The organism is Peribacillus sp. NPDC101480 (assembly GCF_050277335.1).
Taxonomy (GTDB): domain Bacteria; phylum Bacillota; class Bacilli; order Bacillales; family DSM-1321; genus Peribacillus.
In genome coordinates, this window is sequence record NZ_JBNNSB010000005.1 from 431522 (window position 1) to 445851 (window position 14330).

General features: G+C 40.7%; 13 protein-coding genes. 4 read left to right on the forward strand and 9 right to left on the reverse strand.

Annotation, left to right across the window (positions count from 1 at the left end; translation table 11 throughout):
* Positions 1 to 29 precede the first annotated feature (29 nt).
* The 4 genes from ACQKMF_RS19190 to ACQKMF_RS19205 all read right to left on the reverse strand — a co-directional run bounded on the left by ACQKMF_RS19190 (position 30) and on the right by ACQKMF_RS19205 (position 5472).
* Positions 30 to 1325, reverse strand: a complete 1296-nt coding sequence (locus ACQKMF_RS19190) for an MFS transporter (protein ID WP_402937441.1) — start codon at positions 1323 to 1325, stop codon at positions 30 to 32.
* A 118-nt stretch (positions 1326 to 1443) separates the two neighbouring features.
* Positions 1444 to 2688 carry an iron-containing alcohol dehydrogenase gene (locus ACQKMF_RS19195; protein ID WP_402937442.1) on the reverse strand — a complete coding sequence of 415 codons (1245 nt, stop codon included), beginning with the start codon at positions 2686 to 2688 and terminating at the stop codon, positions 1444 to 1446.
* Between the two features lie 117 nt (positions 2689 to 2805).
* A complete protein-coding gene (locus tag ACQKMF_RS19200; protein ID WP_427574468.1) occupies positions 2806 to 4011 on the reverse strand; it encodes a hydroxyacid-oxoacid transhydrogenase in 1206 nt (401 codons plus the stop codon).
* 18 nt (positions 4012 to 4029) lie between these two features.
* Positions 4030 to 5472 (reverse strand): aldehyde dehydrogenase family protein, encoded by a 1443-nt coding sequence (locus ACQKMF_RS19205; RefSeq protein WP_427574470.1) that lies wholly within the window; start codon positions 5470 to 5472, stop codon positions 4030 to 4032.
* A gap of 587 nt (positions 5473 to 6059) precedes the next feature.
* Here ACQKMF_RS19205 and ACQKMF_RS19210 point away from each other — a divergent pair.
* Complete coding sequence (locus ACQKMF_RS19210) at positions 6060 to 6725, forward strand: GntR family transcriptional regulator (protein ID WP_057215460.1); 666 nt, start codon at positions 6060 to 6062, stop codon at positions 6723 to 6725.
* A 73-nt stretch (positions 6726 to 6798) separates the two neighbouring features.
* Positions 6799 to 7062, forward strand: coding sequence for a topoisomerase C-terminal repeat-containing protein (locus tag ACQKMF_RS19215; RefSeq protein WP_427574472.1), 264 nt, complete (start codon positions 6799 to 6801; stop codon positions 7060 to 7062).
* A 436-nt stretch (positions 7063 to 7498) separates the two neighbouring features.
* On the opposite strand, the gene ACQKMF_RS19220 is transcribed toward ACQKMF_RS19215, so the two are convergent.
* From ACQKMF_RS19220 to ACQKMF_RS19230, 3 genes are read right to left on the reverse strand one after another with little or no spacing between them, the layout of a single operon-like run.
* Positions 7499 to 8635, reverse strand: coding sequence for a zinc-dependent alcohol dehydrogenase (locus ACQKMF_RS19220; RefSeq protein ID WP_402937454.1), 1137 nt, complete (start codon positions 8633 to 8635; stop codon positions 7499 to 7501).
* A 15-nt stretch (positions 8636 to 8650) separates the two neighbouring features.
* On the reverse strand, positions 8651 to 9013 hold the full coding sequence (locus ACQKMF_RS19225) for a spore coat protein (RefSeq protein ID WP_048682441.1): 363 nt from the start codon (positions 9011 to 9013) through the stop codon (positions 8651 to 8653).
* Between the two features lie 12 nt (positions 9014 to 9025).
* Positions 9026 to 9241 (reverse strand): spore coat protein, encoded by a 216-nt coding sequence (locus ACQKMF_RS19230; RefSeq protein ID WP_427574475.1) that lies wholly within the window; start codon positions 9239 to 9241, stop codon positions 9026 to 9028.
* Between the two features lie 187 nt (positions 9242 to 9428).
* Between ACQKMF_RS19230 and ACQKMF_RS19235 the strand changes: the two genes are divergently transcribed.
* Together ACQKMF_RS19235 and ACQKMF_RS19240 are read left to right on the forward strand one after the other, a co-directional pair.
* Positions 9429 to 9635: a hypothetical protein gene (locus tag ACQKMF_RS19235; RefSeq protein ID WP_402937461.1), complete on the forward strand. Its 207-nt coding sequence runs from the start codon at positions 9429 to 9431 to the stop codon at positions 9633 to 9635.
* Complete coding sequence (locus ACQKMF_RS19240) at positions 9632 to 9931, forward strand: spore coat protein (protein ID WP_048682429.1); 300 nt, start codon at positions 9632 to 9634, stop codon at positions 9929 to 9931. Before ACQKMF_RS19235 ends, ACQKMF_RS19240 begins: the two co-directional genes overlap by 4 nt.
* A gap of 523 nt (positions 9932 to 10454) precedes the next feature.
* Here the strand turns inward: ACQKMF_RS19240 and ACQKMF_RS19245 are convergent.
* Together ACQKMF_RS19245 and ACQKMF_RS19250 are read right to left on the reverse strand one after the other, a co-directional pair.
* Positions 10455 to 11837: a sigma-54 interaction domain-containing protein gene (locus ACQKMF_RS19245; RefSeq protein WP_402937465.1), complete on the reverse strand. Its 1383-nt coding sequence runs from the start codon at positions 11835 to 11837 to the stop codon at positions 10455 to 10457.
* Between the two features lie 195 nt (positions 11838 to 12032).
* Positions 12033 to 13808, reverse strand: coding sequence for a sigma 54-interacting transcriptional regulator (locus ACQKMF_RS19250; RefSeq protein ID WP_402937468.1), 1776 nt, complete (start codon positions 13806 to 13808; stop codon positions 12033 to 12035).
* Positions 13809 to 14330: the final 522 nt, after the last annotated feature.

The following is a 14330-nucleotide window of genomic DNA, read 5'->3' on the forward strand; positions in this document are numbered from 1 at the left end:
CAAAGTGCTTCATTATATACACAAAAAGATTAGAGTCCTGAAACTTTAGTTCCTCCGTCAATGTCCGTGTTAATGGAAATCCTTTCATTTTTAAGAACGAAGGTATACCCCACAGCAGCAATTAGGCAAATGACTACAGGTATGATCAGAGCTATATTGAAATTATTGAACTTCGCTACTAAGACCCCTGTTGCGACTGGAGCAATCCAGCCAGCGAGGTTCCCCACGAAGTTTTGCAGCCCGGCAAGCTTTCCTTCCGCACCCTTTGGAGCAACATCCGAAACAGTGGCCCAGAGAATGCCCGCAGCCAATCCTTCACCGCCGATTGCTATGGAGATATACGTAAGTGCCATTATGGCGCTGTCTGTATAGATCGTCGGAATTATGGCTAATGGAAAAAGCATGCCTATGGTTAAAACAGTTTTTCTTGCTTTGATGGAATTCCAGCCTTTTTTAATCAAGAAATCCGACAACACCCCTCCTAGAATATTTCCCAGAAAGGACATGATCCAAGGCAGCATCGTGAAAAATCCGGCTTTTAAAAGAGTCATTTGCCTTTCGACTACAAGGTAAGTGGGAAGCCAGGTCATCATTAAATAAGTAAGATAGTTATGGGCAAACAAGCCATATAACATAGGGTAAACACTTTTGAATTTGAAGAATTTAAATGGCGAGATGCTTAGTGTCGCCGCTTTTTCGGTTTGAGTTTGCTCCTCTTTGATATAGGCTACTTCGGCCTCGTTTGCAATCTTACTTTGCTCTGGATGGTTTTTGAAAAAGAATAACCAGAATGCCAGCCATACAAAACCGATGGATCCAATGACCACAAAGGATGCTTGCCATCCCCAAGTCTGGATGATCCATGCTAAAATGGGTGTCGTTATCCCAATCCCGATAGCTGTACCTGAATTAAAGATCCCGTTCGCAATGCCCCGTTCGTGTGACGGCAGCCAGTCTGAAATAACGCGCGTATTGGTCGGAAATGCTGGTGCCTCTCCGATTCCCATTAAAACGCGGATACCGATCAGTCCGCCAAGTGAACGTCCCATTCCAGTAAACACCGTACAGAGCGACCACCATACGATGGCAATCGAATACGTTAAGCGTGCCCCCAATTTATCAACGATTACCCCGACCGGGATCTGCATTAAGGCATACGACCAAAAGAACGCTGACCCCAATATCCCGAATTCGACTGCCGAAAGCGAAAGATCCTTCATCATCGAGGGTCCTGCAATGCCAAGAATTGCTCTATCCATATAATTGATTGTTGTTGCGACGAAAAGGAGTACCACTACAAGCCATCTTCCATTGGTCTTTTTCATACGTCACCTCATTAGATAATTATATTCAGGTAGAAAAATGCTGCGGGAAATCCATATGTCCGAGTTGAAAAGGGGAAACTGATTCGAAATCCCAGGTGATTTTCAAATTGTATGGTTTTTATACATTCACTATGGCCGTTTCTGAATTTTTTGCACCGCTTGCACTTCGATTTCCATTATTAAAACCTTCAAAATCCCCCTCATAAGCCTTCTCTATAATCAGTTGGATATCCGATGCCTTCGTCAGCCTTGGATTAACGACCACGTTACCGCTTCGCATGGAATCTTCCACTAATTTCGGTAAAACGTCCAATGAGACTCCAAGCTCTTTAATATTTAGAGGAATATTCATGCTCCGATTCATTTCGATGATGGTTTCGATTGCTTTTTCGGCTGCTTGTGCATTGGATAAACCGCTTACATCCATTCCTAAAGCTATTGCAATTTCTCTATACTGATCCTCACATGCCGGCAAATTGAATCTCATGACGAATGGCAATAGTGCTGCATTTGCGATGCCATGCGGGATATTAAAGACTCCTCCAAATGTATGGGAAATGGCGTGTACATTACCCAGTCGGGATTGTGAAAAGGCTGCACCCGCTAACAGGGCGGCTACAAGCATGTTTTCCCTGCTTTCCATATCCGTTCCCACAAAGTACGATCGTGTTAAATTTTCACCGATCATCTTAATGGCCTGCATCGCGAAAGCCTTGCTGACAGGGTTGGCAGATTTGGAGGTGTAAGATTCAATTGCATGAGTAAGAGCATCCATACCAGTAGCTGCAGTAATCTCTTGAGGCAAATTCAATGTAAGGGCAGGATCCAATATAGCTAGCTTTGGAAACAGAAGTGAACTAAGTACACCTAATTTAAAAGAGGTTTCCTTATTCGTTACCACTGTCGAATTAGTAGCTTCACTGCCAGTTCCAGCCGTCGTCGGGATTGCTATGATCGGGAGCGGGGGATTGGAAATTTTTCCAACCCCTTCATAATCCAGGATATGGCCGGGATTAGTAGCCATTGCCGCGATGCCCTTGGCAGTGTCAATGCTGCTTCCTCCGCCTACAGCCAGAACCGCCTCCATCTTTTGTTGCCTAAGATACACTGTCCCCTGTTGGATTGTTTGAGCTGATGGATTAGGCTCCACCTCATCGTAAATCTCAAAATAAAGATTTGCCGAAGCAAGGGATTTTTCAATGCCTTGTAAGAGACCTGCTCCTCTAACCCCTTTATCTGTTACGATCAGCACACTCGATACACCTAAATCCCTAATTAGCTCCCCTGTTTTTCCAGATATTCCGTTACCGCACTCCACCCGTGTCGGCATACTATATGTAAAAGGCATAAGAGACATTTTCATCTTCCTCTCCATTTATATTCTATTAGATGGTGAAATCCTTTCAGCCCCGGTCTGCAGATCCATCATGAATGGTTATGATGCTTAACCTTCCAGGGACACCGTTCCTTTACAAGCAATCTATAAAGCCTTTCTAAGTAATTCTTCTAAACTGTGCTGGGTTGGCATTCTTGGGTTATTCCGAATCAGGCGATCGATTTGGAGGGTTTTCTCAGCAATTTCGGGAATATCCTCTTCTTTGATCCCAATCTCCGTCAGCTTTGTAGGCAGTCCAATTTCCCCAAGCAGGGTAAGCACAGCTTTTGAAGCAGCCAAAGCGGCTTCCTTATCGGAGTGGCCATCCGAGTTCACATTGAATGCCTGGGAAATCCTCACCATTTTTTCTGTTTCTACAGCTGCATTATATTCCATGACATATGGAAGCAAGAGCCCGGTCACCTCTCCATGCGGCGACTTCACAAGCCCTCCAATTGGGTAAGCCAATGCATGGGCTGCTGCTGTACCTGCATTTGAAAAGGACATTCCAGCAAGCAGGCTACCCATTAGCATATTGGAACGTGCCTCGAGATTGCTCCCTTGCTGCACCGCAAGCGGCAGGTTTTTTGCAATCAATTCAATAGCTCTGTAGGCGAGTGCATCGCTTATGGGGATTGAACCTTGGAATAAAATGCTTCCTTCTGCCTGGATATATGCAGAAGGTTTGGCTGTGTATGCCTCTATCGCATGTGACAGAGCATCAATTCCGGAACAAGCTGTTACATAAGCGGGAAGCCCTAACGTTAATTCTGGATCAAGCAGAGCAACGGTTGGTCTTAGGTAGTTATCCGAGATACCAACTTTCAGGTTATTTTCCACATCGGTCAATACCGCCACTGATGTCACTTCTGAACCGGTTCCAGCCGTCGTCGGAATCGCTACAAGAGGGGCGATTGGTCCAGGAACCTGGTTTTCTCCGCCATAATAGTCCAGGGGATGTCCGCCATGGGCGACCAGCAAAGCAACAATCTTCGCCATATCAATGCTGCTTCCTCCTCCAAGGCCAATTACTGCATCAATATCCATTTGAGATTTAGCAAACTTATAACAGTCCATCGCCGAATCTACCGGAGGCTCCGGTACGACCTGGTCATAGATAACTGTTTCGTAATTTGCATGTTCCAACAACGATGAAATTCTGTCAACGATTCCTGCATTTTTGATCCCTGGGTCAGTAACGAGCAAGATGTTTTTCGCCTTTAATCTTTGCAGGATTGAATCCAATTGCCCGATTGCCCCGTTTCCAAATACGATTCTTTCGGTAGAATAAAAGTCCCATGTGTTTCTCATATTCCTTACCTCCAAAGTCTAAAGATTGATGACGACAAGTTTTTCGTCTGTCATTTCTTGCATGGCATAATGCGGTCCTTCTTTGCCAATTCCGCTGTCCTTCACGCCGCCATACGGCATGATGTCAGCACGGTATGTAGAAACATCATTGATGATCACACCGCCAAAATGAAGTTCCTGTGTTGCCCGCATGGCTAAAGTGATATCGGATGTAAATAAACCAACTTGTAAGCCGAACTTCGTATCATTGGCCTGACAGAAAGCCTCCTCGATGCTATCGAAAGGAATGATGCTGATCACCGGTGCGAACACTTCCTGGCAGACTACCTTCATTTCCGGTTTCACATCTATTAATATAGTAGGTTCCAGAATCGAATCCCGCCTTTTCCCTCCATATAGCACTTTGGCCCCAAGACGCCCAGCCTCCTGGATCCATTCTTCCGCACGCCTTGCTTCCTTCTCGGAAATCATAGGACCAATGTCCGTGGAAGGATCTGCAGGATTTCCGACCTTCAAGCCCTGTGCCACCTTAACTGCCTTCTCCACAAACACATCGCAAATATCTCTATGAACGTAGATGCGCTGCACAGAGATGCAGGCTTGCCCTGCATTCACATACCCCCGCGTGACACAGAGCTCAACTGCTCTGTCTAAATCAGGGACATCCTTGTGAATGATATTTGGGGAGTTATTCCCTAATTCCAAGGTAACCTTACGAATTCCCGTACTGCTCTTAATGTGTCGGCCTACGCCGGGACTCCCTGTAAAAGTGAACATCGCAATTCGTTCATCCTCCAAAAGGTATTGACCTGTTTCCTGCCCAAACCCGTTAACCACATTCAGAAAACCTGCAGGCAATCCAGCTTCAGAAAAAATTTCTGCAATCTTGCATGCAATGAGTGGCGTCATTTCAGCTGGCTTCAACACGATTGTATTTCCCGCCGCCAACGCAGGAGCTACCTTGTGGATGGTGAGATTGAACGGGAAGTTAAACGGGGTGATCGCACCGATAACCCCAACAGGAACCCTGATGGTGAAAGCCATCTTATTGTCGTTTCCAGACTGGCCCAAAGGAACGCCTGTACCGGCAATCCTTTTTGCTTCTTCCGCTGAAGCTATCATCGTTTGGATTCCTCTATCGATTTCCCCTCTGGCATCCTTCAATACTTTACCGACTTCCTGAACCAGAATCATCGCCAGTTCTTCTTTTCTCTCTTTCGCGATATCCGCTGCACGCATTAGAATCTCGTAGCGTTGATTGGAATCTAGCTTTCTCGTATTAAAGGTTTCCAATGCATTGGTCACCGCTTCAGAAACAATTTCGCGGGATGCCCTGCCAATCTGAGCAATTTCTTCTTTTTTATATTTGTTCATAACAGCGATAGTATGTTGATCGGATATCCATTGCCCATTTATGAAATGGCCATAAAATGCATTTTTTCTACTTAGCGATGTGCTCATTGAAGATTCCTCCTTTGAAAAATAACGATCACATTTTTTCACTTCACAGTTATTTCTGCTAATTCAACAAATTTCAATCAAGAAAAAGGCAAGCATAAAGCGCTTCCATTTTAAACTTAAGATTTTGACTGCCCATCAATACTCTTTAATTGTTGTCTATAGAATCCTGCTCAAAATAGTATGTAATCATTTCCGAAAATATATCACATAATATATGATTATGTAAATATTTAAAATTAAAAAGATTCTGTTTTTTTGAATAAAACCTTACTAATAAAGGATTTGTAGATTTAAATAATATCGATAGATTAATTAATTCATGTTAATTTGAATTATTTTATATATAATTTTTTACAAAACTCACGAATATAATATATAATTATCAGTAATGAGGATATTTTTTTGTAGCTATCCAGCAAACTATAGGTCCCCTTATAAACTCTCTATTCTTGATATCAATATGGTTTCGCCTTATCTTATTGATAGGGCAACAATAAGAAAGCTACTTCAGTAATAATTTAAGTTGTTACATCTATATGAAATAACACTCGTTCTCATAGAAATTTTTTTAAGTTAGGGGCATTTCGATGATAAAGGAAAAAGAACGCGGGGAGACAACGGAATATGTCTACAATTTATTAAAGGAAAAGATTTTTGAATGGGATTTATCGCCGGGACAAAAAATCAATATCAGCCATTTAACCCGGGAAATCAACATTAGCGCCATACCTCTCAGAGAAGCATTATCTCGTCTGAACTCTGAGAACTTAGTCATCTTAGAACCAAATAAGGGGTATCGGGTCAGTGACATATTAGATACTGAAAATATGGCGAAAATGTTGGAGGCCCGGATATTACTGGAAACGCATGCGGTCCGGAATATTATCCGCTTAAATAATGTAAGCGTGACGGAAGAAATGGCCGCGCTTACAGATGAAATGTTTTCCACAAACACAGGTGCTTCCAACAAAAAAATACTAGATTTTACTCATTTAGATCAACAATTTCATCATGCCATCATGAACGCTGGAGGAAACCCGTTTTTATTTGAAGCATATAAAGGCATGCACTGTCATCTTCATATAGGCCGGTTTTATCACGTCAAAGGTGAGATCGACCAAAAAGACGCACCATCGGAACATATGGAAATCATCGAGGCCATCCGGACAAGGGATGTATACAGAGCCGAGATTGCGATCTCCAGCCACATACAGGATTCCATAGATCGTTTATTGGAGAGGACAAAAAGATAATACTTGGAAGCTATTGAGGATAACCTTCTTCGGATATCAGTCATCGTAATCGCTTTGATCAAATTTCCGGAATATGCAAGTGGGGGTAAACAACATTCCCATCTCAAATGCATTAAAGAAAGTGACAGAAAAACATGTGAAAGATTTATGCACCAAGAAGAAAACAAGTGTGTTCAAAGGGATGAAACCGAGGACAAAAGAAAAGAAGCCTTTTGATGCTTCTCTTGTTTTGAAAGATGATGGATCGATTGAATTTGCAAAAAAAAAAAAAAAACATTTGCTAAATCAAAATAACAAACTAAAATCCCTATTACAATTGATAGGGATTTTACTATGAAAGAGTATATGCCGAATGATTCGCTGAATGAATTCACTTACTGCTATAACCTTTTCTGATATTGTTCTCCAAAGAAAAGAAAAAGTATATGTGATAAATCCAAACGAAAAAAGTAAAAAATAACAAAAACCCTATAACTAATTTGCCCTTTATAGTTTTTGTAGGTCGTGGGTTTTACTTAATGAAAAAAAGAAAGCTTAGAGCACAAAAAAAACGATTTTCCCTTAACGTGGGCAAAATCGTCTTTTCTGGTGCTTAATTTGAATAAGGTAAATGTAGCTCTCAAGTTAGGGAGTTCACTTTTCTAAAATCTTCTTCTATTCGTATTTCATCCAAAAGTAAAAATTACTCCAAAAAGGGTTTGATATCTTCCCTTCTTACTCATAGTCCATTTCCATAATTGCAAATCTATTTTTCCAAATGAAAACAACCATCTTTATGGCTTAAGGACCACTTTAATACATCCATCTGTCCTTGTATCAAATACTTCATACCCATGCTTTGCTTGGTCAATTGGAAGTACATGGGTTACAACATCGCCAGGATCTACTTTTCCTTCTGATATTAGTTTATAAAGGTAGGGCATATAAGGAATAACAGGAGCCTGACCGGTTTTAATATCCACGTTTCTTTGGAAAATATCTCCTAGGGGGAATCCATTATAACGGCCGCCATAAACGCCTGTTATTTGTATGGTTCCCGCCTTACGCACGGCTTGGGACGCAATTACAATCCCTCCCATGGCTCCCCCATGTAATTTAAGACCCGATGCAAGATATTCCATCGGAGTCATTTTGCCACTCATCCCGGAACAGTCAATAACGATATCTGCACCACCTTTAGTGATTTCTTTAAGGTATTCGCCAGTGTTTTCATATTGTGCAAAATTTACGGTTTCGACTTTATTCGTCCTTTTTGCATGCTCTAAACGATAGTCGAGATGGTCGACAGCAATCACTCTTTTCGCCCCTTTAAACCAAGCGAATTTTTGAGTAAGTAGACCTACAGGACCGCAGCCTAAAACTATAACCGTATCGCCAGATTTAACACCTGCGTGATCAACACTCCAGAATGCTGTGGATGCTGCATCAGCGAGCAACACCAATTTTTCATCTTCTACCTCGCAGTCTTCTGGGATTTTGAAAGGGGTGAAGTTTCCATAAGGAACACGCATAAATTCTGCTTGCCCGCCCGCATACCCACCAGTTGTTTCTGAGTATCCAAAAAAACCACCCATTTCCCCATGAGGATTTGAATTATCGCACTGACTTGTAAGGTCGTGGTCGCAATACCAGCAGCTCCCGCAGCTAACGTTAAAGGGGATAATGACCCGGTCTCCCTTCTTTACCTTAGTTACCCCTGGTCCAACTTCCTCAACAACTCCCATCGGCTCATGACCAATGACATAATCTGTAGGCATATTGGGAATTAATTGATGAATTAAGTGCAAATCGGAGCCGCAAATCGCTGAAGTAGTGACTTTTACAATAATATCATCCGAATTTTTGATGTTAGGGTCTTTAACTTCTTTAACCTGTACATTTTTATTGCCCTGGTAAGTTACGGCTTTCATGATGCTTTTCCTCCTTTATTTATTCGGCGTTGCGAACATGCCGAGTCTGTCAGTATCATTCGGGAAAAGATTCATTCCAGCGATACTAACCGCCATATCGGCTGATTTCAAATCTAATTCCACCTGTTTACCTACATCGTTCGGATAAAGCCAACCCTTCCTGATCATTAAATCGGATAACTCACCATGTAAGTCAATAGATTGCTCCATTTGCTGGTACAATGCTTTTCTCAATGCAGGATTCGCTGTTTCAGATAATGCAATACCATAAGTATGAATCCCACTTTTGATCGAGAGTAGAAAATCTAGCGCGAAAGAGGAATCAGCCATTTCCGGCATATGTTCAGCACCTTGAGGATCTAAAAAATCCATTTCCATTTAAATTTCACCTCATTTTTCATAGTTTGTTCGGGCTTCTGTATAAAAATTCTTTAGCTCGTTTATAGCAGCTATAGATTGTTGTACGTCTTTTTCCATTAATGCTTTTAAGTCATTGTCAAAGCAAATGCCTTGCATTAATTTTGATCTCATTAAACCTATTGTTTTTAAATTCAAAATTTCATGCGTTTCCATGGTTTCATGAAATGCCAAGCTTTCATTTTCCATACGCTCACCTCCCTAATCTTTATAACAGACATACCTTTCCCAGTTCATCTGTTTGTTATACGGAATATTGACCGATAGGTAGTTTATTTCGCAAAGTACACGTTACCTTTGCAAATGATGATGTATAAAAACTTTTATATTACGAAAGATATTGAAGTAAATTCCCAAAGAAATGGAGTGAAAAATCATGACGAAAAATTTAGGACTGCATGAGACTTTAGAGGTGCACGAAATTTTAACTTTCAAGAGTCTTTGTCTAACAAAGTCCTCTACAATGAGCAGTTTAGTGCAGGATACAGAACTACAAAATATTCTATTAAAAGACTCGAGGACTGGGACACAAGATATTCAAATACTGCAGGAAATTCTGACGAATCGGGGGGAACAGCAATGACAAATTTTTTGCAAAATATGGCAGGTATGGGTGGCATGACTGATCAGGTGATTGCAACGGACTTCTTAATATCCGCAAAATCTGGAATTAGAAATCTTGCTTTTGCCATTACAGAAACAAAAACACCTGAATTGAAAGCAGCCTTAAGAGAACAGCTTCGTGTTGCTGTAGAAAGACACGGAGAGATAAGTAACTATATGATTTCAAAAGGTTACTATCATCCACATGATTTAAGTGAACAATTACAAGTTGATTTAAATACAGCAAATACAGCCCTAAACCTTCCTCAACAATAAAGTCAACTCATGGATGTGAAAACAGACAGATTACACAGAGGTACGGGCAAATGGAAAAAAAGCAATGAATTTCTCGAACTTGAGATACATTGCTTTTTTTAGGGGGATATTATAGAAAGTCCTTAGCAAAACAGGGGAATAATGGTAATGTAGATGATCCAATCTATAAGCTGTTGTGTTTTAACTAATTTTACTTCAATAGGGATTAAATCGATTTCTTCATGCCACACTCTCTGCATTTACGAATATATTTAACCGAACTTTCAAACTAAGTGTTACCGCAATTGTCATAGCGACCACTAACGAGGTCAGGATAATCTTCGTAGTCATAAATAATTATGGTGTCATATTCCTTTTTTTCCTCTAGAATTTCTTCAGATAGTAAAATCACCCTGTTCAATAGCCCTACGATGATACTCAACACTCAACACTTTAGGGACTTCATCTAGCTGAGAGTGTACAACGACTATCTTTTCCATCTTAGACCCTGGAGAAGATGAGACTTTCCCCCTATGAGTAGATGTTATAGACCATGTTTTTTCATTTTGCGGATTAAGGTCGTATGCGAAACGCCCAATACCTTGGCAGCCTTGCGAATACTCCCTTCCCGCTGAATCATGCTCTGGATTAGATTTTTCTCCACAGACTTAAATAAGTTACTTTTGGTATCCTCATTTCTTAAGAGTTTTGATAGACTGACTCCCGTATGTTGTTTTGCAATAGGCAAATCCTTCGGTTCTATTACATCGCTTTTAGTGGTTAGGACAAGTCGTTCAGTAATGTTTGACAATTCTCGGATGTTGCCTGGCCAGTGATATGCGCAAAGAATATCCATAGCATCCATCGTAAATGATTTATTCTTATTATATTCCTCATTAAAATTTTGGAGAAAATGGCCGATTAACAAGGGGATATCATCCTTTCGTTCCCTCAATGCTGGAGTCTGGATTGGGATGACATTCAATCGGTAATATAGGTCTTCCCGAAATTCCCCTCTCAGGACCATAGATTCTAAATCCCTATTTGTCGCTGCCACAATTCTTACATTGACCTGAATCACCTTCGTTCCACCGACCCGGGTAAACTGCTGGTCTTGTAGCACACTTAAAAGTTTTGCCTGAAGATATAAGGGGAACTCCCCGATTTCATCCAAAAATAAGGTTCCTTGATCAGCAAGTTCAAATAATCCTGGCTTCCCATCCTTCTTTGCACCGGTGAAGGCACCGGTATCATAGCCAAAGAACTCAGATTCCAAGAGATCCTTAGGGATGGCCCCACAGTTCACTTTGATGAAGGCTCCGGAATCTTTCCGCTTACTTGTTTCATGAATTTCCCTAGCCAAGACATCTTTTCCTACTCCAGATTCACCCAACAGAAGTACTGTTGAGTCAGTTGGACCGATATGGTGAATAAGGTCGATAATTTCCTTCATCATCCGGTTAGAGGTGATGATTCCCCTTTTGGAATGGTGCTGTCGAAGTGATAAAAGTTCCATATAATATTTTGCTGAAAGCCTCTCTATTTCTTCTACCTTTTTCTTCATAATTATCTGATCGGTTATATCATGGGTAATGGATAACACCCGAATCAAACGGTTTCCTCCATCAAAGATAGGAATTGCAGTAACCAAGACAGTCCTTCCGTTCTGATACTGTTGGAAATCGGTCACCGTTTGTTTTTCCTGAATAGCCCTCAATGTGACTGATTCTTTTTGGAAGATTCCACTTTCCACAATATCCCTTATATTCCGCCCAGCATAAGCTTCGCGAGGTAAACCACTTAATTTAAGCATGGACTGATTGACCAATAGAATTTTCCCTTCCTGATTCATCGCCAAAATTCCATCATGAAAATTCTCCACAATTGTCCGATATAATTCTAAATCAGGTATCCCCGTAAACTCCATGTGCTCCTCCTACGATCCAAATTGTATAGTTATAAACCATTTCCAGTTACGCTTATGTGTCACCTGTTAACCCTTTCTGAAACGGCTTCTCTATACAGTACAAAAGACATGTACTACAAGCAGAACAAATATGAATCTCAATATATAACCGGATCCAAAACGAACAATAATTAGAATAGTAATGTACATAGATCTTTAGCGTACCGCATTGAGGGTAACCCCAAACTCTTTCATCTTTTTGAGAACCATTGTATGAGTGACACCTATGGCCTTACCAGCTTTTCGCACTGATCCATATTTTTTCAGGGCTTGGATTAGCGCTTCCTTTTCCAGATCGACCAGGTTGCCTCCTTCTGCAGGACCGTAACAAGACAGCTTGAGGATTTGCAAGTCTACGTCAGGTTTACCTTCTTGAATCTTCAGTTTATTTTCTATCTCGTTACATCCACTTACTATATTTGGAAGATGCTTCAATTTAATGACCTTGGCACGGCAGGTAAGTACTAGTCGTTCCACTATATTGGATAACTCCCGAACATTCCCGGGAAATTTATACATTAACAATTGATCCACAACTTCTTTTGATAAGCGTTTTGAATATTGATGTTTCTCATTAAATTTCTTCAAAAAATAACCAAGTAGCGGAGTAATATCATCCTTTCTTTCCCTTAGTGGCGGAATTGTTATTGGTATGATATTCAACCTATAATAGAGATCTAGCCGAAATGTTCCTTCCTCCACCATTCTTTCCAAGTTTCGATTGGTTGCAGCAATAACCCTTACATTAATTTTGATCGTTTGTGTTCCTCCAACTCGGATAAGTTCCTGTTCCTGAAGAACCCGCAGGAATTTTACCTGCATGTCTAATGGCAACTCTCCGATTTCGTCAAGGAAAAGAGTTCCGTTATTGGCCAATTCAAAAATACCCTGCTTACCTGCCTTTTTTGCCCCTGTAAAAGCACCCTGTTCATATCCGAACAACTCTGCCTCTAATAGATTAGGAGGAATCGCTCCACAGTTTACTTTCACGAATAATCCTTTTTCAAAACGCAAGCTGTTTTCATGTAGCACTTTGCCAATGACCTCTTTCCCAACTCCAGATTCCCCCAGCAATAATATAGTAGAATCGGAAGATGCAACATGATAGACAAGATCAAGGACATCTAGCATTTCTTGGCTATAGGCTATCACTTCTCCTGAACTTTTTATATTTTGAATGCGCACCTGTTTGAGCTCGGTTTGGTAGCGCGAAGGTAAATTCTTGGATTCAGCAAGTTGCTCCTGAAGTCTAGTTAAGTCCGAGACGTCCCTGACGTTTGCCAGAACCCGGATCAATTCTCCTTTTTGGTTACAAACCGGCGTAGCTGTAACCAGAGTATATATTCCAGTATTTTTATACTTCTGAACGTTTGTATATGATCTTCCTGATTGTAGCGTCTTCATCACCACAGAATCATTCAGAAATAGGCCTTTATCCACCATATCGTTCATGTGCGCCCCGACCATTACCTCCTTGTTTAGTAAAGTGATCTGTTCAAACTCCTTATTGATATGCAGAATATAACCTGTCTCATCTGTTATCAATATTCCATCATAAGAATTGTCTATAACGAGCATCAACTGATTTAATTCATCCTGCAGGCAACGCTGAATCTCATTCCATTTGATACTGCCGTAATAAATTCCATCCTTTACAATAGGAATAATTTGGTGGGTGTTGGAACACGGTAAGCCGTAAATCGCTTCAGTCCCGTCGACTGAAACACAGTCTTTATCAATGTACTCTTCGACGATTCGGTTTGAATCAGTATTTAGTAAATCCCTTGCATGAATTATTCCTATGAAATTTTGACCCGACAAAACAGGGATCTCATTTAATTGTGAAGACTTCATGTATTCAGCCGCTTTCCAGATAGGATCTGCACTTTGAACGACAGGAACATTTTGTTCAATACGATCTAACCAGTTCATGTATATCACCTTTTTTCATTCTTTTCGAACAGATTAAGATATTTGGAATTGTTTCTTGTTAAACAGATGTGTAGAAATGAAGCTCTTATATATGAGGACGGATATGAAAATTAACCTAATAAACGCCATCGTGAATAATATAAGTAGAGTAAACAACCTCTTAAAACAATAATATTATTACTCTTCAAATAGGTATAACTGTATACCATTCGATAGTTCATTGGTCAACTAAGGATAGAAGATTTTTCTATTTGATTATTTTAAATATCCAAAGGTATAAGTCCTTGTAAGGAAGTCAAAAGGAACAAAAAAAGCTTGTAGAGAGAGTAATACCACGCTTTCTCTACAAGCTGGGAAAGAACGGATTCAGGGGTTTCTCAACACCTCAGTTGACTTACTATCCATTATTTACTTTCCTTTAAAAATAGGTTTTCTCTTTTCTACGAACGCATCTACGCCTTCTTTAAAGTCTTCTGTTGTGCGAAGGAGGCCGTAGGCTTTCCCTTCCATTTTCAATCCGAC